The sequence below is a fragment of the Lentzea sp. NPDC004782 genome (genome assembly GCF_040609115.1).
Classification (GTDB): domain Bacteria; phylum Actinomycetota; class Actinomycetes; order Mycobacteriales; family Pseudonocardiaceae; genus Lentzea.
In genome coordinates this window covers 106,881-126,801 of record NZ_JBEXJN010000023.1, presented here as the reverse complement: position 1 = coordinate 126,801, position 19,921 = coordinate 106,881, and the positions used below count along the sequence as shown (strand labels likewise).

Sequence of the window (19,921 nt, the reverse complement as noted above, 5' to 3'; positions counted from 1 at the left end):
ACACGCCAAGGGCGGGGTCGCTGGTGTACCGCAACCCCGCCCTCATGCGAATCAGCTCTGGCCGACCTCGAACCGAGCGAAACGGGTCACCGTCACGCCGGCCTCGTCCAGGAGAGCCTTGACCGTCTTCTTGCTGTCGGTCACGGAAGCCTGCTCGAGGAGCACGACGTCCTTGAAGAAGCCGTTGACGCGACCCTCGACGATCTTGGGCAGCGCGCCTTCCGGCTTGCCCTCCTCGCGAGCGGTCTCCTCGGCGATGCGGCGCTCGTTGGCCACGAGCTCCTCGGGAACCTCGTCACGGGTGACGAACTTCGGGCGCATCGCGGCGATCTGCATCGCGGCACCCTTGGCGGCCTCGGCGTCGCCACCGGTGTACTCGACCAGCACGCCGACGGCCGGCGGCAGGTCAGCGGCACGCTTGTGCAGGTAGGTGGAGACGGTGCCGTCGAAGTTGACGGCCTTGGCCAGCTCGAGCTTCTCGCCGATCTTGGCGGAGAACTCCTGGACCAGCGCGTCGACCGACTTGCCGTCGACCTCGACGGCCTTGAGGGCCTCGACGTCGGCGACCGCGTTGGCCTTGGCGATCGCGACGATCTCGTCGGCGAGGGCGATGAAGTCGGCGTTCTTGGCCACGAAGTCGGTCTCGCAGCGCAGCTCGACCATCGCGCCGTCCTTGACGGCGACGAGGCCGTTGGACGTGGTGCGCTCGGCGCGCTTGCCGACGTCCTTGGCGCCCTTGATGCGCAGGATCTCGACGGCCTTCTCGAAGTCGCCGTCAGCCTCGTCCAGCGCCTTCTTGCAGTCCATCATGCCGGCGGCGGTCAGCTCGCGGAGCTTCTTGACGTCCGCGGTGGTGTAGTTCGCCATCGTTTTCCTTCTGCGATGTACGCGCTTGTGTCACGCGGCGCCCGAGGTGGTCGGGCGCCGCGTGGGGGAAATCAGGACTGGACGGGCTGCTCGGCCGGGGCCTCGGCCGAGTTGGTGAGGAGCTCCTGCTCCCACTCCGCCAGCGGCTCGTCGCTCGCGACCTCGGGCTTGTCCTGACCGTCCGCGGCGTCGCGGCGGGCACCGGAGCGGGCCATGAGACCGGCGGCGGCGGCCTCGGCGACGACCTTGGTCAGCAGGGCGGCCGACCGGATGGCGTCGTCGTTGCCCGGGATCGGGTAGTCGACCTCGTCCGGGTCGCAGTTGGTGTCGAGCACCGCGACGATCGGGATGTTCAGCTTGCGAGCCTCACCGACCGCGATGTGCTCCTTCTTGGTGTCCACGATCCACACGGCGCTGGGCACCTTGGACATGTCGCGGATACCGCCGAGCGTGCGCTCCAGCTTGTCCTTCTCGCGGTTCATCATCAGGATTTCCTTCTTGGTGAAACCCTGGAAGCCGCCGGTCTGCTCCATCGACTCCAGCTCCTTGAGCCGCTGAAGCCTCTTGTGGACCGTCGAGAAGTTGGTGAGCATGCCGCCCAGCCAGCGCTGGTTCACGTAGGGCATGCCGACGCGGAGCGCCTCGTTGGCGATGGCCTCCTGCGCCTGCTTCTTGGTGCCGATGAACAGGATCGACCCGCCGTGCGCGACCGTCTCCTTGACGAACTCGAAAGCCCGGTCGATGTAGGTCAGCGTCTGCTGCAGGTCGATGATGTAGATGCCGTTGCGCTCGGTGAGGATGTAGCGCTTCATCTTCGGGTTCCAGCGCCGGGTCTGGTGCCCGAAGTGCACGCCGCTGTCGAGCAGCTGCTTCATGGTTACGACGGCCATGGCCGGTTCGCACCTCGTCTGTCGGACGCGTTCGGTCTCGCCTCGCGCGTCGGTTCGGTTGACGCTCCGAGCCGGGTGGCTCGGAGCCCTGGTGCCAATGCCGCCGCCCGCACCCGCGGTGAGGTTCCTCCACCGTCAGGACCGTCGGACGTCGTGACTCGATCCGGCTGGGATCAGCTGGTCAGAATCTGCGTTGGCACGCGAAGTCGTCCCGCGCACAGACGGGACGCGCCCAACAGTCTACGCCCCACCCCCGACAAACTTCGAATCGCCCCCTGCCCCCACCGGCGAGTTGTCCACAACCGGCGAGTTGTCCACAGCTTCCCGATACCCGCTGGTCCACGAGGTCCCCACCCCCGACCGTTGACCCATGCCCCTCCTCCCCGCCGCACTGGTGCTCACGACCCTCCTGGCCCCGTCCCCAGCCCGCTTCTCCTGGCCGCTGCCACCCCCGCACCCGGTGGTACGCGCTTTCCAGTCCCCCACCACGCCGTTCGGGCCAGGCCACCGCGGCGCCGACCTCTCCGCCCCCGCGGGCACGGCCGTCCTGGCCGCCGGCGACGGCGTGGTGGTCTACGCGGGAGCGGTCGCGGCCAGAACTTTGGTCTCCGTGCAACACCGCGGCGGCCTCCGAACGACCTACGAGCCGGTCACGCCGACCGTCACAGCAGGCGACCAGGTGCGGCGAGGCGATGTCGTCGGACACCTGCAAGAGGGCCACTGCGCCTCCCCCTGCCTGCACTGGGGCGTCCGCCGAGGCGACGAATACCTGGACCCGCTGCGCCTCGTGACGTGGGGCCGCGTCCGCCTGCTGCCGCTGACCCCCGCAGCGCCCTCACGAGGCAGCTAGCCCCTCACGCCGCGCGGCCTCCGTCCGTCCCGCGCGGCGATCCGATCGGGTGCCTCCCGCCGCTTACCCCGGCGGCCGAGCGCGGCGCGTCCCCGTTGCGCACCGCAGCCACCCGACAGGTGCCGGGAGGCGGCACCCCGGCGGCCCTCCCGCCCGCCTCCCGGCCCACCTGCCGCCCGACCCCAACGCGACCAGCCACGACAGCCCTGCCGCCACGCACTCCTCCAGCACGCCCGCACGGCGACCAGACCAGGCACCCCGCACCGCTCCCGGCGGCTGACGACACCACACCCCGACCGCGGCGACCCGCCCTGTCGCCATGTGCGCTCACTGCACGCCACGGGTGCCGCGAGGTGGCTGCCGTCCGCACGTACACGGCGTGCTTGGAGCTACTCCAAGAGCCACCCGTTCGAGTGAATTAGCCCTGGCAAGGGGCGGAAAGAGGGTTGAAGTCATGTTTGTGCGGCTCGCACGGCACCTGAACGCGCCCGCGCGCGGTGATCCCGACTCGTTGCGGCGGCATGACAGCGCGGTCGTCCGGGAGCCCGGCGCGTGCCGGGTCGCGGGTGCGGGAGGAGGTGCGGTCAGGCCTCGGACTGCTCGTTGAGCTTGGTGCGCAGGCGCAGGACCGCACGGGTGTGCAGCTGGCAGACCCTGGACTCGGTGACGCCGAGGACCTTGCCGATCTCGGCGAGCGTCAGGTTCTCGAAGTAGTACAGGGTCACGACCACTCGGTCGCGTTCGGCGAGCTGGGCGATCGCGTCGGCGAGCTGACGGCGGCTGTCCTGGTCGACGAGCGAGGCGACTGGGTCTTCGGCGGCGTCGTCGGGCAGCGACTCGGCAAGGGAGGAGCCGCCCTTGTTCGGGGCGATCAGCTCGTCCAGGGCCACGACGCTGGTGAGCTGGAGCTGGCCGTACAGCTCGCGCAGCTCGGCCAGGCCGATCTTGAGCTCTGCGGCGAGCTCGCGGTCGGTGGGCGTGCGCTGCAGCTTGGCGCCGAGGCGTTCCAGGGCGCGTTCGACGTCGCGGGCGCGGCTGCGGACCGAGCGCGGCACCCAGTCCTGCGAGCGGAGGTCGTCGAGGATCGCGCCGCGAATGCGCTGCATGGCGTAGGTCTCGAACTTGAGGCCGCGTTCCGGCTCGAACTTCTCGATCGCGTCGACCAGGCCGAAGATGCCCGACTGGATCAGGTCGGCCACGTCCACGTGGGCGGGCAGACCGGTGCCGACCCGGCCGGCGACGTACTTGACCAGCGGTGCGTAGTGCAGCACGAGGCGGTCGCGCTGGTTCTGGTCGCGTGACTCGCCGTAGCTGCGCCACAACGCCACGATGCCGGCCTCGACGTCGTCACCGGACCTCGCGTCCGCGCGCGTCACCGCAGTCGGAACGGCAGCGGGCGTGCCGTTGACGTGCGCGTCGGCACCGGGCTCCCCGGTGCTCGCCTCGGCGCGCGGCGCGCCGTTCTGACGGTGCCCGTTGCTCGCCTGCTTCGAAGCTGGTGCGGGCAGCACGGGTTCAGGGGGCACGGTCGCCGTACGCGATCCTCCCCCTGCGGCGTCAGGAACGGGGGTGGGTTCGGTCATGGATCGCCTTCAGCCGTTCGACAGTGACGTGTGTGTAAAGCTGAGTCGTTGCGAGCGTAGCGTGACCAAGCAGTTCTTGGACGGTGCGCAGGTCCGCTCCTCCTTCCAGCAAATGGGTCGCAGCGGAGTGGCGCAACCCGTGCGGCCCGATGTCCGGCGCATCCGGTACCACGGCGACGACGTCGTGCACCAGACTGCGAACGGCCCGCTGGTTCAGCCGGCCACCGCGGGCACCGAGAAACAGCGCCGGTGGGGAATCCGGTGCTACCAGGGCATTTCGCCCCTCGTCGACCCACCGCCGCAGCGCTCGCTCGGCCGGCACGCCGAACGGCGTGCTGCGCTCGCGTCCACCTTTGCCCAGAACCCGAATCACCCTTAGGGAGTAGTCCACGTCATCGAGATCAAGACCACAGAGTTCAGCCACGCGGACACCCGTGGCGTACAGCAACTCCACCACGGCCTGATCACGCAGCGCAACCGGATCGCCTTCGGAAGCGCCGGAGGATACGGCCGTCATCGCGTCCTTCGCCTGATCCGCGCGCAACACGGACGGCAACGTCCGGTGCGGCCGCGGAGCGGCAAGTCGCGGCCCCGGATCCGCGGCCAGATGGCCCGTGCGATGCGCCCAGGCGGTGAACGTCCGCGCAGCGGCAGCACGCCGGGCGAGCGTCGTGCGGCTGGCACCTGCCGCTCGTTGTGCGGCAAGCCATGACCGCAGGCTCGTCAGGTCGATGCGGCCGACGTCGGCTTTTTCCGGTTTATTCCCCGCGACATGGCCAATAAGCGCTACGGAATCGCCGATGTACGCGCGCACGGTGTGCGGCGACAGATCACGTTCCAAGGTCAGGTGCCGTTCGTACTGCCGCACAACGTCGGCGACGGACGCCGGCAGTTTTTCGCGCAGGCGAACCAGATCGACACGGCGTGTCCGACCATGCGGCGGCGGGGACATAGGCCAAGACGCTGCGCCAGTCGGGGCGATTGGTCAAGTATCGCCACACCCTCGCGCCATTTGAGAGCGCTCTCATGATCGCCAACACGATAACGTTTCAACTCCCTGTGACGACCAGGGACTTGGTGGCACGCACAGATCACCTTTCGGAGTAGCGATGGTACCCAGCACCACCGTCCGAACAGCCGACGAGCTCGCCCGCCGGGTCGTGCGGAAGATCGCTCCCGAGGAGCTGCCTTCCTTCGACATCGTCGCCGCGCCCTACCTGGAGAGCCCCGAGCGGGCCGAACGCAGGCTGCGCCAGGCCCACGACGACCCACTGGGCTTCGGCCTCGGCGACATCGTCGCCATGGCGACGCCCGTGATCGCCCTCGTGTCCGGCAGCGTGGTCACCGCGGTGTCCGACAGCGTCGGCAAAGCCGTGCGCGACGGCACCACCAACGCCGTGCGCAAGGCGTGGCGCAAGGTCCGCGGCAAGCCCCAGAAACCGCTGGAACTGCCGCCCACGCCGCTCACCGCCTCCCAGCTGGCCGAGGTGCGCCAGATCGCCCTCCAGCGCGCCCTCTCACTCGGCATGGAGCGGCAGAAGGCCGAGGCGCTCGCCGACGCCGTCATCGCCGCGCTCGTGCTGCGCGACAACGACCAGGACACGGGACGCGAGTCCGGGGACGCCTCCAGATGACGGAAGCGAAGCCGCAGGTCAACCCGAGGGCCTTCCCGTCGGAAATGGTCCTCCTGCTGCTCCTCCTCACAGCAACCGTGCTGCTCAACGTCATCTTCGTCGCGATCTGGCTGTCCGGCATCGAGCACGGCGGTGCCGGCACCTTCCTGCAAAAACTGCAGACGCTGCTGACGCCTGGCATCGCGGTCTACGGCGTCTACACGGCGATCCGCATCCGCCGCTCCGCCCCGCTCAGCGCCACGGGTCTCGACGAAGCCAACAACGCCGTCAACGACCTCATTCTCCAGGTAAGCCCTCCGCGACGCGTGGACATCCGCCTCGGCAAGCACCTGGGCAGCCGCGCCTACGTCACCGGCGCGCCGCGCAAGCCGATCATCGTGCTCGGCCCGGAACTCCTGGCGCTGCACTCGATGCCAGGCGAACGCAAAGCCGTGTTCGACGCCGTGGTGCGTCACGAGCTCGCACACGTGCACGCAGGTGACCTGTGGTGGTACCAGCTGGCCACCGTGCTGCGGTTCGCGAACCTCTTCACGGGCTTCTTCGCCCTGCTGGCGCTGTGGTTCGACGTTCTGCTGAACCGCGGCAGCATCGCCTCCTTCCTGCTGAGCACGTTCCGCGTTGCCGCACTGACCCTGTTGACCGAGTTGATCGCCCGTGCTTTCCTGCGCGCCCGCGAACACTCCGCCGACCTGCACGCCGCTCAGTACGGCGTGGAAGGTCTCCTGACCGCGGTCCGCACACGCGTGACCGCGCAGACGCGTTCCGTCGTTCGCACCTGGCTGCGCCGCCACCCCGGTGCCGACGAACGCTCCCAGGCCCTGACGAACCCGATGCGTCTGCTGGCCTCGCCAGTCGGCCAGGCCTTCCTCGGCGCCACAGCAGCCGGCGCCGCGTTCGTCACGTTGCAGGACCTCCTTCTCCGCGGCAGCACCGAGAACAAGTCGACCCCGGTGATCACCGGAGTGGTGATCGGCATCCCACTGACCCTGTTCGCCGCGTTCGCTCTCTGGCGCGGCGCCTGGCAGGAGGACCGCAACCGCTTGCGCCCGTTCCTGACCGCAGCCGCGCTGTTGTCGGGTCTGGTGATCGGCAGCCACCTGGCGCTCTACACACGGGTCTCCGGCCTGGCTCCGGTCGGCATTCCGATCGCTCCGTCCGTCCTCCTTCCGTTGGTGGTCGGTGTTCTCGGCCTGTGCTGGTGGCTCGACGTCCTCGGCACGTCCTGGCGTCAATCCGACCCGGGCGCCGCTCGGGTACCTGCGTTCCTCAAGTTCGCCATCCCGTCGGCCTGCCTGGTCGGCGGTTGGTTGTTCTCGGTCCTGTGGACGTGGTCGGCCCGTCTGCGCGGCGTCTACCTCGCCTGCCCGACCGAGCAAGGCAAGGCAGTGCCGATCTGCCAGTCCTCCGCGCCCCAGACCGACATCGCCCTCAAGGTGGCCAGGGACTTCGGCTTCACCTTCTGGTCGATCCTGACGGTCCTGGTGGTCGCGGCCACCGTCGTGGTCCCGCACCACCTCCGCGCCCGAACGCTCCGGCCGGTGGCGTTCGCCGCAGTGGCGGTGCTGGTGACGCTGGCCGCGTTGTGGACGACCCGTTCGGCCACGCCGCTGGACCGCGCACGCGCCGAGTTCCGCGTGGTCCTGGACACCTCCTCTCCTGAAGCACTGGGCACCGCCGCACGCGAGCGCCAGAGCACGAACAGTTCTGTGCAGGCCGAGGCGTTGTCCGCGCTCAGCTGCGCGGAGCCAGACCCGTTGCGCGGTAAGGCGGACCCGGATCTGCCTCTGGTGACCTGCGCCGCCGACGCGACCGAGAAGTTCGTGCTGGCACCGACTTCCCTGTCCACGGTGGACATCGAGGACGCCGAAGCCGAACAGACTCCGTCGGGTTACGCCGTCCGCCTGCGGTTCACCGCCGAGGGCCGGCAGCACTGGGAAGAGCTCACACGCGCGAACGTCGGCAAGCGCATCGCCTTCCTCGTCAACGACGAGCTGCTTTCCGCTCCCGAGATCTCCCAGCCGCTGACCGGCGACTCGGTCGAGCTGCCGGGCCCGTTCACGAGCCTCGACCAGGCCAGGAAGTTCGCGGACGCCATCCGCGGCAGCTGATCACCGCACCTCCAGCTTCTGCCAGCCGCCATCGGCCCGCAGGGCCAACCCGGCGAGCTCCAACTCGGGCAACAGGGCCCGAACCCGCTCCAACGGCACCCCGGACTCGACCGACACGACCTCGTCACTGACGCCGCACCGCTTGCCCATGGCCTCGTACACGCGCATGGCCTCGCCTTGCGGTGCTCCGAGCTCGCTTTCCTTCTCCGCGGGCTCGGTGGCGAGGTCGTCGCCGAACCGCCCCACCGACTCCACGATCTCGGCCACCGAACTGACCGACACCGCCTGCCCGTCCCGCAACAACTCGTGACACCCGACCGAACTCGCCGACGTGACGGGCCCGGGCACCGCCATCAACGGCCGCCCCAACGCCAACGTGATCGCAGCCGTGTTCTTGGCCCCGCTGCGCCGCCCGGCCTCCACGACGACCGTGCCGCCGCCCAACGCCGCAATGAGCCGGTTGCGCGTGAGAAACCGATGCCGCGCAGGCGTGACCCCAGGCGGGTACTCGCTCACGATCAACCCTTCGCGCGCGATCTTCCCGAGCAGTCCCTGATGCCCAGCGGGATAAGCGACGTCCACCCCGCACGCCAGCACCGCGACCGTCAGTCCGCCGCCCCCGAGCGCACCTCGGTGAGCCGCGCCGTCGATCCCGTACGCGGCACCGGACACCACGGTCACGTCTGCCCCCGCGAGCCCGTACGCGAACTCCGCGGCCACGTGCTCGCCATACCCGCTGGCGGCCCGCGATCCCACGATCGCCACGGCCTTGTCCGTCACCTCCGCGAGGTCGTGCGGCCCACGCACCCACAACGCCAAGGGCTCGCCGCCGCACCGCTGCGCCGCCACACCACCAAGCGCCACGAACGGCCACCGCGGCCACTCGTCGTCTTCCGGCACGAGGAGCCGACCGCCCTTCTTGGCGACGAGCTCGAGGTCTTCGTGTGCGCGTTCCTCGGCCCGGCGGGCCGAAGTCTGACTGGCGACGGACGGCGTCACCTCACCCGCGCGCACCAGCTCGGCGGCCTCCACGGGGCCCACCTGAGCGACGAGTGCTGCCAGCGCAGCCGGGTAGGGCTCCGCGACGCGGGACAGGTAGGCCCTCGCCAGGCGAACGGCATCGGTCGGTGGATTGGTCACCGGAACCACCACCACGGCAGCCAGCGGTGCCAGGGTGCGGGGCGCCAGGGGTTTGGCGGGCTGGCACCGGATGTTCGCCTGCGGACTGTGCAGGACAGTTGGAGGAGCGCAGGTGCGGCGGGGACGGCTGGGGCGAGGAGTGGAGTCATGGTCGGGCTCCTGTTCTGGACGGGGGGGTGAGCGGGTCGCCCGCTGGGGATGGGACGGACGACCCGCTCGGAACCGGACGCGAGCCGGTGCTCGAGGGCTCTGCGCCCGGCGGCTTTCGAGGCGGGGATGGAAACAGGGATGGGACGACGGGGTGGAGCGAGGACAGGGCGGGCGAGGACGAAGCTGGCGTTGGGGTTTGGAAGCTGGCGCCGAGTCAAGATCGGCGGAGTCGCAGCTGGGGCGGGGCGCAAGTCGGGACCGGAATCGGGGTCGAGGGTTGGGACTGAGAGTTGCCAGCCAAGGCGTGGCTGGGAACGGTTCGGCAACTGGGCGGAGCCGAAATGAGACCAGTCAGGGACCGCGGCGGGACCGAAGTCGGGGCCGGGCGCGAGTGGGTGTTCACGCTCGACTGGCTTGAGCGGGTAGCCGGCCTTCAGGCGCTGCGGAGCGGATGCGGTAGCCAGCTGGTTGGGGTGTGCGGGCGGCCCGCTCGGCTGGGGTGGGTCGCGGCGTCGGGGGTGTGGGCTCGCGACCGGCTGTTTGGTGGGTGGGCGAGCAGGTCAGGTTGAGCGGCGTTCTCGGAAGTTCAGGGCTGCGGCTACGTGGTCGGCGGTGGGGCGGTCGGCTTCGGCCAGGTCGGCGAGGGTCCAGGCGACTCGCAGGCAGCGGTCGGCCCCTCTGCCTGTCAGGGCGCCGCTGGCGAGGGCTCGGTCCAGCACGGCCGTGGTCTGGCGTGGCAGGGCGAACTCCCGGCGCAGGGCTGGGCCTGGGACCTGGGCGTTGGTCGGCCAGTTGTGGCCGTGGGCGGACCAGCGGGTGGCGGCTCGGGATCTGGCCTCCAGGACTCGGGCTTTGACGGTTGCGGTGGGTTCTGGCGGGACGGCGTCGGCGTTGGTCATGGCTGTGGTGGCTCGCATTTGGACTCGGAGGTCCACGCGGTCCAGGAGCGGGCCGGAGAGGCGAGCCTGGTAGCGGCGGCGGACCGTGCTGGTGCAGATGCAGTCGATTTCCTTCGGCGGGGCGCACGGGCAGGGGTTCGTGGCGAGGATCAGCTGGAAGCGGGCCGGGTAACGGGCTACGCCGTCGCGGCGCGGGATGCGGACCTCGCCGGATTCCAGGGCCGTGCGGAGGGTGTCGATGGACTTCTGGCCGAACTCGCAGGCCTCGTCCAGGAACAGCACGCCCTTGTGGGCCAGGGAGGCGGCGCCCGGCTTGGCCATGCCGCTACCGCCGCCTATCAGGGCCGCTATCGAAGTCGTGTGGTGGACGTCGACGAACGGTGGGCTGGAGACCAGCGGGGAGTCGGACGACAGCGTGCCCGCGACCGAGTGGACCGCGGTGACGGCCAGGGCGTCTTCTCGGGTCAGGGGCGGGAGCAGGCCCGGCAGGCGTTCGGCGAGCATCGTTTTGCCCGTGCCGGGTGGGCCCGTCAGGAGCAGGTGGTGGGCACCGGCTGCGGCCACCTCCAAGGCCCAGCGGGCTTCCGGCTGGCCCACCACGTCGGCCAGGTCGGGAACCTCCGGGGAAGGCGGAACGGACACCTCGGCGGGAGCCTGCAGCGTCACGTCTTCCGCGCGCAGCCACGAGAGGACTTCGGACAACGTCAGCGCGCCGTGGACTTCCACGCCGTCCACCAAGGCCGCCTCCGGCAGGGCGTCCACCGGGACGATCGCGCTGCGCAGCCCTGCCCGGCGGGCGGCCAGCAGGGACGGCAGGACGCCGCGGACCGGGCGCACCCGGCCGTCCAGCGCCAGTTCGCCCAGCAGGACCGTGGTGGCCAGGCGTTCGGTGGGGAGCGAGCCGGCGGCGGCCAGGGTGGCGCAGGCGATGGCCAGGTCGTAGCTGCTGCCGCCCTTGGGCAGGTTGGCCGGGGACAGGCCGAGCACGATGCGCTGCTTGGGCCACTCCTCCGCACTGTTGCGGACGGCGGCTTTGACGCGCTCCTTCGACTCGTGCAACGACGCGTCGGGAAGGCCCAGGAGATGGGTGCGGGGCTGGCCCACACCCACGTCGGCCTCGATCTCCACCGCGAGGCCGTCGACGCCGTAGAGGGCGACGGACCACGCCTGCGCCAAGCCCATGTCAGGCTCCCCGCAGGTGTTGCAGGTGCGGTTCGCCGCCTGGCGGCCAGGTGACCGAGATCAGATCGACCCGGACCTGACACCACCCCACGCCGTGAGCGGCGAGCCAGCGCAGGGCTGTGCGGCGCAGACGGGAGAGCTTGCCCGCGTCCACGGCCTCGTCCGGGCGGCCCCAGACGGGGCCGGACCGGGTTTTGACCTCGCAGACGACCAGGTGGTCGCCCTCCACCGCCACGACGTCGAGCTCACCGTCACGGCACGTCCAGTTGCGGGACAGGACCACGAGGCCCTGTCCCTCCAGGTACGTGCACGCCAGGTCCTCGCCCCGACGGCCCAGTTCCTGCTTCCTGGTCTCGACCGGTGCCTGTGCCACCACTGTCCTCGCCTCCCTGCGGGTCGTTGGGTACGACCTTGCAGGGTGGGGCGAGGTGGGCGACCGGGCTGAGGGGAATCTGTGGACAACTCGGCGCCTGTGGACAAGTCGGCCGTTGTCGATGTTGAAACGGCGGAATTGTCGGTGGGGTGTGCTATGTGGGGAACGGCCCGCTTTCCGGCAGACGCAGGTCCGGCTTGTCCAGTTCCTCCACGTTCACGTCCTTGAACGTGATGACACGAACGTTCTTGACGAACCGAGCGGGGCGGTACATGTCCCACACCCACGCGTCCGACATGCGCACCTCGAAGTACACCTCGCCGTCGGCGTTGCGCACCTGCACGTCCACCGAGTTGGCCAGGTAGAAACGCCGTTCGGTCTCCACGACGAACGAGAACTGGCTGACGATGTCGCGGTACTCCTTGTACAGCGACAACTCCATCTCGGTCTCGTACTTCTCGAGATCCTCTGCACTCATTACGCCTCCGCGCGGGTCATCTGCTCCGCGCCCTCCCTCGTCGCGAGCTCCCCGGAGTCAACCGGGGCTGCATCATTCTGGACCACGGCGGTCGCGGTCGTGCCGCGCGCCACCCTGTGCGGCGCGGCGAGACCGTGCTTCGCGGCCGCCGCTGCCACATTTACATACGACCAGCGATGCTCCGCACACGGGCCGTGCTCCATCAACGCCGCCGTGTGGTCCGGCGTGCAGTAGCCCTTGTGCTCGTTGAAGCCGTACTGGGGATAACGCTCGTGCAGATCGGCCATGATCCGGTCGCGCGTGACCTTGGCCAGCACGGATGCCGCCGCCACGCACGCCGCCGCCTGGTCGCCCTTGATCACCGCGACGCTCGGCGCGGGCATCCCGGGCACCTTGAAACCGTCCGTCAGCACGTACCCAGGATGCGTCGCCATCTGCGCAACGGCACGCCGCATGCCCTCCAGATTCATGACGTGAATGCCCAGCCAGTCGATCTCGGCGGGCGACACGACGATCACGGAGTGATCTACGGCACGCTTCAGCACCAGGTCGTACATCCGGTCGCGAGCCGAAGCCGTCATCAGCTTCGAGTCGTTCAGGCCCTCGAACCGCGACGCGTCACCCGGCCGCAGCACACACGCCGCGATCACCAACGGCCCGGCGCACGGCCCTCGTCCGGCCTCGTCCACACCGGCGACCGGCCCGAGCCCGCGTCGTTCCAGCGTGGCCTGCAACGCCCAGTTCCCCGAAGAACCCCGCACGACCGCACGGGGCGGCAACAGCATGGTCATCGGCGGAATCGGTCTCGCACTCGACGTCCGAGCAGCAGAAGCGGCCACGCGGCGACGATACCCAGACCCATCGGGACGCTCTCCTGCCATCCCGGTGCACCCATCGAGACCACCTGCGGGTTGTGGTCCGTCACCCCGCCCCACCGCGACGGTGGCAGCACGATCACACGCGCCTTGCCGATCACGTCGCCCACCGGCACGAGCCCGTTGAGCCCGCCCTGGCCCTGGCAGCGCGAGTCGCACGAGTGGTTGCGGTTGTCGCCGAGCACGAACAGCATCCCGTCCGGGATCTTGATCTCCTCGAACGACTCCTGCTCGGCCGGCGTGCCCTCGTCGAAGTGCTTGTACGGCTCGTCCAGCGGCTTGCCGTTCACCGTCACGCGGTTCTGCTCGTCGCAGCACTTCACGGTCTGGCCGCCGACGGCGATCACGCGCTTGACGAAGTCCTCCTCGTTCGCCGAGGGCAGACCGATCAGCGACCCGAGCCACGACAGCCCCTGCGAGACGGGGTTGCCCGGCTCGTTGGTGACGAAGTCGTTCTGCCAGGCGGGCGGCCCGCGGAACACGATCACGTCACCGGGCGACGGCTGGGTGAAGCGGTAGGTGACCTTGTCCACGAGCACGCGGTCGCCGTAGCAGTCGGCGCACCCGTGCAGAGTCGTCTCCATCGACTCCGACGGAATCATGTAGACCCGGCCGAGGAAGACCTGGATGCCGATCGCGAGGCCGAACGCGACCAGGATGAGGACCGGCAGTTCCTTCCAGAAGTTGCCCTTTTTCTTCTTCTTCGATGCTTTATCCGAAGCGTCCGAAGTCGGCTCGTCGCTGGACGGGGTCTGCTCTGGATCGACGTCAACCACGAGATCAGCCTAGGGGCTGCGGGTTGTGATCCGACACAACACTCCACCGATCTTTCGGGAAAACGATGTACCTGGCCTTCCCGATGACGTTCTCGATCGGGATCGTGCCCGCTACGCCCCCGCCGCCCTGTTTGCGGGAGTCCGTGGAGTTCATCCGGTTGTCCCCCATCACGAACAACCGCCCCTCCGGCACGAGCACAGGAGCGAACGGCTCGTGGTCCGCCGACGTGGTGCCCGGCTGCCAGTAGACGTACGGCTCGTCGAGCGGTTTGCCGTCCACGACGAGACGGTGCTGCTCGTCGCAGCACATCACCGTCTGGCCGGGCAACGCGATGACGCGCTTGACGAAGTCACGCTCGCTCGCGGGCGCTATGCCCAGCAACGAACCTATGTTCTGCACCGCGCGCGCCACCGGGTTCGTCGACGGCGTGGCACGGAAGTCGTTCGTGGTCCACGCCTCGGGGCCGCGGAACACGATCACCTCACCCGGTTCGACGTCGCCGAACCGGTAGGCGAGCTTGTCGACCAGCACCCGGTCGTTCTCGCAGCCGCCGCACCCGTGCAGCGTGCGCTCCATCGACGCCGAGGGGATCACGTAGACCCGCGCCACGAACGTCTGGATCAGCACCGTCAGCACGACGGCCGTCACGACGACGTAGAGGATTTGTCTCCAGACAGGAGTACGCCCCCGCTCCGGTTCGTCCGGTGCGGAGGCGTCGTCCGACTCTTCTGGGCTCGAAGCCACCGATCAGGAGACCGGCTTGGCCTCGCGCTTCTCCTTGATCTTCGCAGCCTTGCCGCGCAGGTCGCGCAGGTAGTACAGCTTGGCGCGACGCACGTCACCGCGGGTGACGACCTCGATCTCGGAGATGTTCGGCGAGTGCACCGGGAAGGTGCGCTCGACACCGACACCGAAGGAGACCTTGCGGACGGTGAAGGTCTCGCGGATGCCGCCGCCCTGGCGACGGATCACGACGCCCTGGAACACCTGGACGCGCTCGCGCGAGCCCTCGATGACGCGGACGTGGACCTTCAGCGTGTCACCCGCGCGGAAGCTCGGGATGTCGGAGCGCAGCGACTGGGCGTCAAGTGCGTCCAGGATGTTCATCGGTGGTCCTCACGTGTGTCTGTGAACTCCCCAGAGCATGTTCCATGGCTGTGCACGACATGATGGGGGTCGGCTTGGAGCGCACACCGGTATGACAACCGGCGGCGGCAACTGTTCCAGTGTGCCAGACCAGGCACTCCGGAATGAAATCGGGCTACTCCCCGCCCTCGCGCAGGCGTGCGAGCAGTGCCCGGTCGTGCTTGTCGAACGCATCCGGAGGCAACGCTTCCAGCAGGTCAGGACGCCTTTCGAAGGTCCGGGCGAGCGATTGGTCACGACGCCAGCGGTTGATCAGCTTGTGGTTGCCGGACCGCAGCACGTCCGGCACGGCGAGCTCACGCCACACCTCCGGCCGCGTGTAGCTCGGGCCTTCCAGCAGGCCGTCCTGGAACGAGTCCTCGGCGTGCGACTTCGGGTTGCCGAGCACGCCCGGCAGCAGCCGCGCGACCGCTTCCACGATCGCGAGCACCGCCACCTCGCCGCCGACCAGCACGTAGTCGCCGATGGACACCTCGTCGACGCGCACGCGCCGTGCGGCGTCATCGACCACACGCTGGTCAATGCCCTCGTAACGGCCGCACGCGAAGACGAGATGCGACTCGTTCGCGTACTCGTGCGCCAACGCCTGCGTGAACGGACGTCCAGCAGGCGTCGGCACGATGAGGCGGGTGGAGTCCGTGCACACGTCATCGAGCGCCTGGCCCCAGATGTCCGGCTTCATGACCATGCCGGGACCACCGCCGTACGGGCTGTCGTCCACGGCCTTGTGCACGTCCTGGGTCCAGTCGCGCAGGTCGTGAACGCCGACGCTGATCAGGCCCTTGTCGATCGCCTTCCCGAGCAACGCGGCGCGCAGCGGCGCCAGGTACTCGGGGAAGATCGTGACGACGTCAATCTGCATCGAGCAGGCCCTCTGGCGGGTCGACCACGACACGGCCGCCGCGAACGTCCACGGTGGGCACGATCTCGCGCACGAACGGCACCAGCGCCTCCCCGCGATCACGGATGATCACGAGCAGCTCACCGCCGGGGCCGTGGACGATCTCCTTGACCGTGCCGATCTTCGTGCCGTCGACGAGCTCGGCCGTGAGCCCTTCGAGCTCGTGGTCGTAGAACTCGTCGGGATCGTCGTTCGGCGGCAGGTCGTCGGTGCTGCCCAGCAGCAACGTGCCGCGCAACGCCTCCGCCACGTCGCGCGTGACGACTTCCTCGAAACGCACGAGCAGCCGCCCGGCATGAGGCCGGGCGGCTGACACGGTGAGGCTTCGAGACGTGCCGTCGCGCAGCTTGGCCTGCATCTTCGCCCCGATCGCGAAACGCATCTCGGGAGAGTCAGTGCGCACGTCAACGGCCAGTTCGCCGGTGATCCCGTGCGCCTTGGCCACACGGCCGACAACTACGTCCATTTGCCCTGAAAACTCGTTCTCAGCGGTCGGTGTCGACGACGTCGACCCGCACACCACGACCGCCGATGCCGGCCATCACGGTGCGCAGAGCCGTCGCGGTGCGACCGCCACGACCGATCACCTTGCCGAGGTCGTCCGGGTGGACGTGGACCTCGAGGGTGCGGCCGCGGCGGGTCGTGACGAGGTTCACCCGGACGTCGTCCGGGTGGTCGACGATGCCGCGAACGAGGTGTTCGAGGGCGTCAGCCAACAAGCTCACGCCTCGTCCTTGGTGGCCTCGTCAGCCTTGGGGGCCTCGTCGGCCTTCTTGGCCTTCTTCGCCTTGGGAGTGGTGGCCTCGGTCATCGGCTCCTCGTTCGCGGCGGCGAGCGCGGCGGCGAACAGGTCGGCCTTCGACGGCTTCGGCTCCTTGACCTTCAGCGTGCCCTCGGCACCCGGCAGGCCCTTGAACTTCTGCCAGTCACCGGTGATCTCCAGCAGACGCTGCACCGACTCGGTCGGCTGCGCGCCGACACCCAGCCAGTACTGCGCGCGCTCGGAGTCGACCGCGATGAACGACGGCTCTTCCTTCGGGTGGTACTTGCCGATCGTCTCGATCGCCTTGCCGTCGCGACGGGTGCGCGCGTCGGCGACCACGATGCGGTAGTACGGCTGACGGATCTTGCCGAGACGCTGAAGCTTGATCTTGACGGCCACGGGCCTGGTACTCCTCAGAACTCTGTGTTGGTGGTTCGCACAGCCGCGGCCCGGGCAGAGGGGGCCGACCGCGGCGGACAACCGGCAATTCTGCCAGATGGGAGCCGGTGGATCCGAATCGGGTCGCTACGCGAACGCCGCGACGGTTCCCAGCGCCTCTTTCACGGCTCGTGCGTGCTCGACCGCGCCTGGCGTGTCGCCGTGCACGCACAACGACTCCGCGCTCGTTTTGATGATCGTGCCGTCGACCGCGATGATCTCGCCGTTCTGCAGGCTCCGGGCGCGCTCGACGATCTGTGCGGTGCTCGTGAGCAGGGCGTTCGGTTCACTGCGCGGAACCAGCGTGCCCTGCGGGGTGTAGCCGCGGTCGGCGAACGCCTCCTGGACCGGTCTGAGGCCCCTTTCACTCGCCTTCTTGAGCAGCTGCGAGCCGGGCAGGCCGAGAATCGGCAGGTCCTTGAAGGCCTTCGTGCCGTTGACCACGGCTTCGGCCTGCTTCTCGTGGTGCACGGTCGCGTTGTAGAGAGCGCCGTGCGGCTTCACGTAGACGACCTCGGTGCCTGCTGCTCGTGCGCACGCGTCGAGCGCACCGATCTGATAGAGCACCTCGTCGGCGAGCTCGATCGGGTCGGCGTCGATGAACCGCCTGCCGAACCCCGCCAGGTCGCGGTAGGAGACCTGGGCACCGATCCGGACGCCGTTCTTGGCGGCCTCCTCGCACACCTTCCGCATCGTCGACGGATCACCGGCGTGGAAGCCGCACGCGACGTTCGCGCTGGTGATGATGCTCAGGAGCGCGTCGTCATCGCCGAGCTTCCAGATGCCGAAGCCCTCGCCGAGGTCGCTGTTCAGGTCCATCAGATGACACCGGCCGAGAGCAGGAGCAGGGACAGTCCGGGCAGGAAGTTGTTCATCACGTGCGCCACCATGCTCGCCCCGAGCCGGCGGGTGATCAGGCGGGCGACCCCGATGGGGATCGCGATCACGAGGAGCAGCCAGGTGCGCTGCGGTTCGAGGTGGCTCACCGCGAAGATCACGGTGGTCAGCACGAACGCGGCCCACCGGCTCCAGCCCTGCCGTTCGACCGCGCCCCAGAGCAGCCCGCGGAAGATGATCTCCTCGCAGATCGGCCCGATGAAGCTCATGTACACGAACATCGTGATGGCGGCGGCGAGCGGCAGGTTCGCGTGGCTGAAGAGCTCGCCGACCGCGCTCGTGGCGTTCTCCTTGCCGACGATTCTTGCCCACACGGTCGCGGCCGCGTAGGTGAAGACCAGGCCGACGACACCGATCTTGAGACCGATGACGATGTCCGCCTTGGTGATGCTGAGCCGCAGGTCGACGACGGGCCCGTTGCCGCGGACGTAGGTGATCCCGACGGCGAGCGCGGCCGCGAGCATGATCGGCACCAACGACCCGATCAGGACCAGCGCGGTCGAACTCTCCAGCGTCGCTCCGTAGCTGTTGCCCACCGCCGTGATGAACACGGCACTCAGGATGAAAACGGCTTCCACCAGCAGGAACGCGCCGAATCCCCAGCGCTGGCCGACCCGCTCGGGCTCCGGGTTGCGGCTGATGTCCCGCACGCTCTCGATGAAGCCGCGCTTGGGCTCCAGGGACTCCGGCTCACTCACGCTCTGCAATCTAGTCACGCCGCGGCTGCCTGCGGAGGAACAGCGGACTGCGACACCTTCATGATCAGGTCACCTCGCGATCGACGGCTTCTGAAGCACCGATGCACTGTCGGTGCCTCGCGATACGCTTGGAGTGGGGACCGCGATCCCCCTTGGGGGGACCTTGCCGCCCCCGAATCCGAGGTTACTGTGCGGCACCGACGGAAACCGGGCCAAGCATCTGGCCAAAAGATGGTCAGATCGGGTCCCTGCCGGATGTCCCTTCTCCTGGTGAACGGATCGGCGAACAAACGCTGCTACTAAACCTCAGCGAGCGGGGTCGTCGGAAGGGGCCAGCGCGACCTCAGCGGCGCAGAGCGGTCACCTGTCCCATGTGCGACAGCTTCTCGGGGTTGCGCACCGCGTAGAGCCCGCTGATCAACCCGTCGTCGATCCGCACCGCCAGCACCGTGTCCAGCTCGCCCTCGAACGTGAACACCAGCGCCGGGTAACCGTTGACCTGCGTCGGTTCCAGCGCCCAGCCGGCCACCCTGGTCAGGCCGCCGAGCAGCATGCGCGCCACCTTCGACGCGCCCACGACCGGGCGCGGCACGGCCTGTTTCACGCCGCCGCCGTCGCCGAGGAACACGACGTCCGGGGCGAGCAGGTCGAGCAACGCCTGCAGGTCGCCGGTTTCGGTGGCGCGCTGGAAGGCGGCGAGGGCCTCGCGGGACTCGGTCTGCGTCACGACCTCGCGCGGGCGGCGGGCGGCCACGTGGGAACGGGCGCGGTGGGCGATCTGGCGGACGGCCGCGGGGTTTTTGCCGACGGCAGCGGCGATTTCGTCGTAGTCGAGGTCGAAGACTTCGCGCAGGACGAACACCGCGCGTTCGGTCGGGGTGAGGGTTTCCAGGACGAGCATCATCGCCATCGAGACGCTGTCCGCGAGCTCCACGTCCTCGGCGACGTCGGGGGCGGTGAGCAGCGGCTCTGGGAGCCACGAGCCGACGTAGGACTCCTTGCGGCGGCCCAGGGTGCGCAGGCGGCCCAGGGACTGGCGGGTCACGATGCGGACCAGGTAGGCGCGGTGGTTCTCGACGTCCGCGTGGTCGACCCCGGACCACTTCAGCCACGTCTCCTGCAGCACGTCCTCCGCGTCGGCGGCGGAGCCGAGCATCTCGTAGGCGATCGTGAAGAGCAGGTTGCGGTGGCTGACGAACGTGTCGGTGGCGGCGTCCATGGTCACAAGACACCACTCGGCGGCGACTTGTGACAGTGGGGTGGATCACAGTC

21 protein-coding genes and 1 pseudogene are annotated in these 19,921 nt (G+C 69.1%); 3 read left to right on the top strand and 19 right to left on the bottom strand.

The window, feature by feature from the left end; translation table 11 throughout:
• Nucleotides 1–51 precede the first annotated feature (51 nt).
• Complete coding sequence (gene tsf / locus ABZV40_RS22370; protein WP_355444564.1) at nucleotides 52–867, bottom strand: translation elongation factor Ts; 816 nt, start codon at nucleotides 865–867, stop codon at nucleotides 52–54.
• 71 nt (nucleotides 868–938) lie between these two features.
• Nucleotides 939–1,757: a 30S ribosomal protein S2 gene (rpsB, locus tag ABZV40_RS22365; RefSeq protein WP_355444562.1), complete on the bottom strand. Its 819-nt coding sequence runs from the start codon at nucleotides 1,755–1,757 to the stop codon at nucleotides 939–941.
• A 370-nt stretch (nucleotides 1,758–2,127) separates the two neighbouring features.
• Here rpsB and ABZV40_RS22360 point away from each other — a divergent pair, with 370 nt between their 5' ends.
• On the top strand, nucleotides 2,128–2,607 hold the full coding sequence (locus tag ABZV40_RS22360) for a M23 family metallopeptidase (protein ID WP_355444559.1): 480 nt from the start codon (nucleotides 2,128–2,130) through the stop codon (nucleotides 2,605–2,607).
• Nucleotides 2,608–3,191: 584 nt separating this feature from the next.
• Here the strand turns inward: ABZV40_RS22360 and ABZV40_RS22355 are convergent.
• Together ABZV40_RS22355 and ABZV40_RS22350 are read right to left on the bottom strand one after the other, a co-directional pair.
• Nucleotides 3,192–4,190, bottom strand: coding sequence for a FliA/WhiG family RNA polymerase sigma factor (locus tag ABZV40_RS22355; protein ID WP_355444557.1), 999 nt, complete (start codon nucleotides 4,188–4,190; stop codon nucleotides 3,192–3,194).
• Nucleotides 4,165–5,142 (bottom strand): tyrosine recombinase XerC, encoded by a 978-nt coding sequence (locus tag ABZV40_RS22350; RefSeq protein ID WP_355444554.1) that lies wholly within the window; start codon nucleotides 5,140–5,142, stop codon nucleotides 4,165–4,167. Before ABZV40_RS22350 ends, ABZV40_RS22355 begins: the two co-directional genes overlap by 26 nt.
• Nucleotides 5,143–5,299: 157 nt before the next feature.
• Here ABZV40_RS22350 and ABZV40_RS22345 point away from each other — a divergent pair, with 157 nt between their 5' ends.
• Nucleotides 5,300–5,824 (top strand): hypothetical protein, encoded by a 525-nt coding sequence (locus ABZV40_RS22345; protein ID WP_355444551.1) that lies wholly within the window; start codon nucleotides 5,300–5,302, stop codon nucleotides 5,822–5,824.
• Nucleotides 5,821–7,932, top strand: coding sequence for a M48 family metalloprotease (locus ABZV40_RS22340; protein ID WP_355444548.1), 2,112 nt, complete (start codon nucleotides 5,821–5,823; stop codon nucleotides 7,930–7,932). Before ABZV40_RS22345 ends, ABZV40_RS22340 begins: the two co-directional genes overlap by 4 nt.
• On the opposite strand, the gene dprA is transcribed toward ABZV40_RS22340, so the two are convergent.
• The 15 genes and pseudogenes from dprA to ABZV40_RS22265 form a co-directional block, all read right to left on the bottom strand.
• Nucleotides 7,933–9,072, bottom strand: coding sequence for a DNA-processing protein DprA (gene dprA, locus ABZV40_RS22335; RefSeq protein WP_355444545.1), 1,140 nt, complete (start codon nucleotides 9,070–9,072; stop codon nucleotides 7,933–7,935).
• Nucleotides 9,073–9,782: 710 nt separating this feature from the next.
• Nucleotides 9,783–11,303, bottom strand: a complete 1,521-nt coding sequence (locus ABZV40_RS22330; protein WP_355444542.1) for a YifB family Mg chelatase-like AAA ATPase — start codon at nucleotides 11,301–11,303, stop codon at nucleotides 9,783–9,785.
• A gap of 1 nt (nucleotide 11,304) precedes the next feature.
• Nucleotides 11,305–11,676, bottom strand: a complete 372-nt coding sequence (locus ABZV40_RS22325) for a YraN family protein (protein WP_355444539.1) — start codon at nucleotides 11,674–11,676, stop codon at nucleotides 11,305–11,307.
• Between the two features lie 154 nt (nucleotides 11,677–11,830).
• On the bottom strand, nucleotides 11,831–12,154 hold the full coding sequence (locus ABZV40_RS22320) for a DUF2469 domain-containing protein (protein WP_030468024.1): 324 nt from the start codon (nucleotides 12,152–12,154) through the stop codon (nucleotides 11,831–11,833).
• Nucleotides 12,154–12,945: a ribonuclease HII gene (locus ABZV40_RS22315; RefSeq protein ID WP_355444536.1), complete on the bottom strand. Its 792-nt coding sequence runs from the start codon at nucleotides 12,943–12,945 to the stop codon at nucleotides 12,154–12,156. The genes ABZV40_RS22320 and ABZV40_RS22315 overlap by 1 nt, the downstream gene beginning before the upstream one ends.
• Nucleotides 12,942–13,805 (bottom strand): signal peptidase I, encoded by an 864-nt coding sequence (gene lepB / locus ABZV40_RS22310; RefSeq protein WP_355444534.1) that lies wholly within the window; start codon nucleotides 13,803–13,805, stop codon nucleotides 12,942–12,944. Before lepB (ABZV40_RS22310) ends, ABZV40_RS22315 begins: the two co-directional genes overlap by 4 nt.
• Nucleotides 13,806–13,821: 16 nt before the next feature.
• Nucleotides 13,822–14,550 (bottom strand): annotated as a pseudogene (gene lepB / locus ABZV40_RS22305) (signal peptidase I); the annotation flags it as partial.
• A 3-nt stretch (nucleotides 14,551–14,553) separates the two neighbouring features.
• The gene (gene rplS, locus ABZV40_RS22300; RefSeq protein WP_189256706.1) at nucleotides 14,554–14,913 is read right to left on the bottom strand and encodes a 50S ribosomal protein L19; all 360 of its coding nucleotides are present in this window, start codon (nucleotides 14,911–14,913) and stop codon (nucleotides 14,554–14,556) included.
• Nucleotides 14,914–15,067: 154 nt separating this feature from the next.
• Nucleotides 15,068–15,814, bottom strand: a complete 747-nt coding sequence (gene trmD / locus ABZV40_RS22295; RefSeq protein ID WP_355444531.1) for a tRNA (guanosine(37)-N1)-methyltransferase TrmD — start codon at nucleotides 15,812–15,814, stop codon at nucleotides 15,068–15,070.
• Nucleotides 15,804–16,319, bottom strand: coding sequence for a ribosome maturation factor RimM (gene rimM / locus ABZV40_RS22290; protein ID WP_355444528.1), 516 nt, complete (start codon nucleotides 16,317–16,319; stop codon nucleotides 15,804–15,806). The genes trmD and rimM overlap by 11 nt, the downstream gene beginning before the upstream one ends.
• Before the next feature lie 19 nt (nucleotides 16,320–16,338).
• The gene (locus ABZV40_RS22285; protein WP_030468017.1) at nucleotides 16,339–16,578 is read right to left on the bottom strand and encodes an RNA-binding protein; all 240 of its coding nucleotides are present in this window, start codon (nucleotides 16,576–16,578) and stop codon (nucleotides 16,339–16,341) included.
• Nucleotides 16,575–17,015 (bottom strand): 30S ribosomal protein S16, encoded by a 441-nt coding sequence (gene rpsP, locus ABZV40_RS22280; RefSeq protein ID WP_355444525.1) that lies wholly within the window; start codon nucleotides 17,013–17,015, stop codon nucleotides 16,575–16,577. Before rpsP ends, ABZV40_RS22285 begins: the two co-directional genes overlap by 4 nt.
• A gap of 126 nt (nucleotides 17,016–17,141) precedes the next feature.
• A complete protein-coding gene (locus ABZV40_RS22275) occupies nucleotides 17,142–17,873 on the bottom strand; it encodes a 5-oxoprolinase subunit PxpA (RefSeq protein ID WP_355444523.1) in 732 nt (243 codons plus the stop codon).
• Entirely contained in the window at nucleotides 17,873–18,649 is a 777-nt protein-coding gene (locus ABZV40_RS22270; RefSeq protein WP_355444520.1) for a type II CAAX endopeptidase family protein, read from the bottom strand. The genes ABZV40_RS22275 and ABZV40_RS22270 overlap by 1 nt, the downstream gene beginning before the upstream one ends.
• A gap of 343 nt (nucleotides 18,650–18,992) precedes the next feature.
• Nucleotides 18,993–19,868, bottom strand: coding sequence for an RNA polymerase sigma-70 factor (locus tag ABZV40_RS22265; RefSeq protein ID WP_355444517.1), 876 nt, complete (start codon nucleotides 19,866–19,868; stop codon nucleotides 18,993–18,995).
• Between the last annotated feature and the right edge of the window lie 53 nt (nucleotides 19,869–19,921).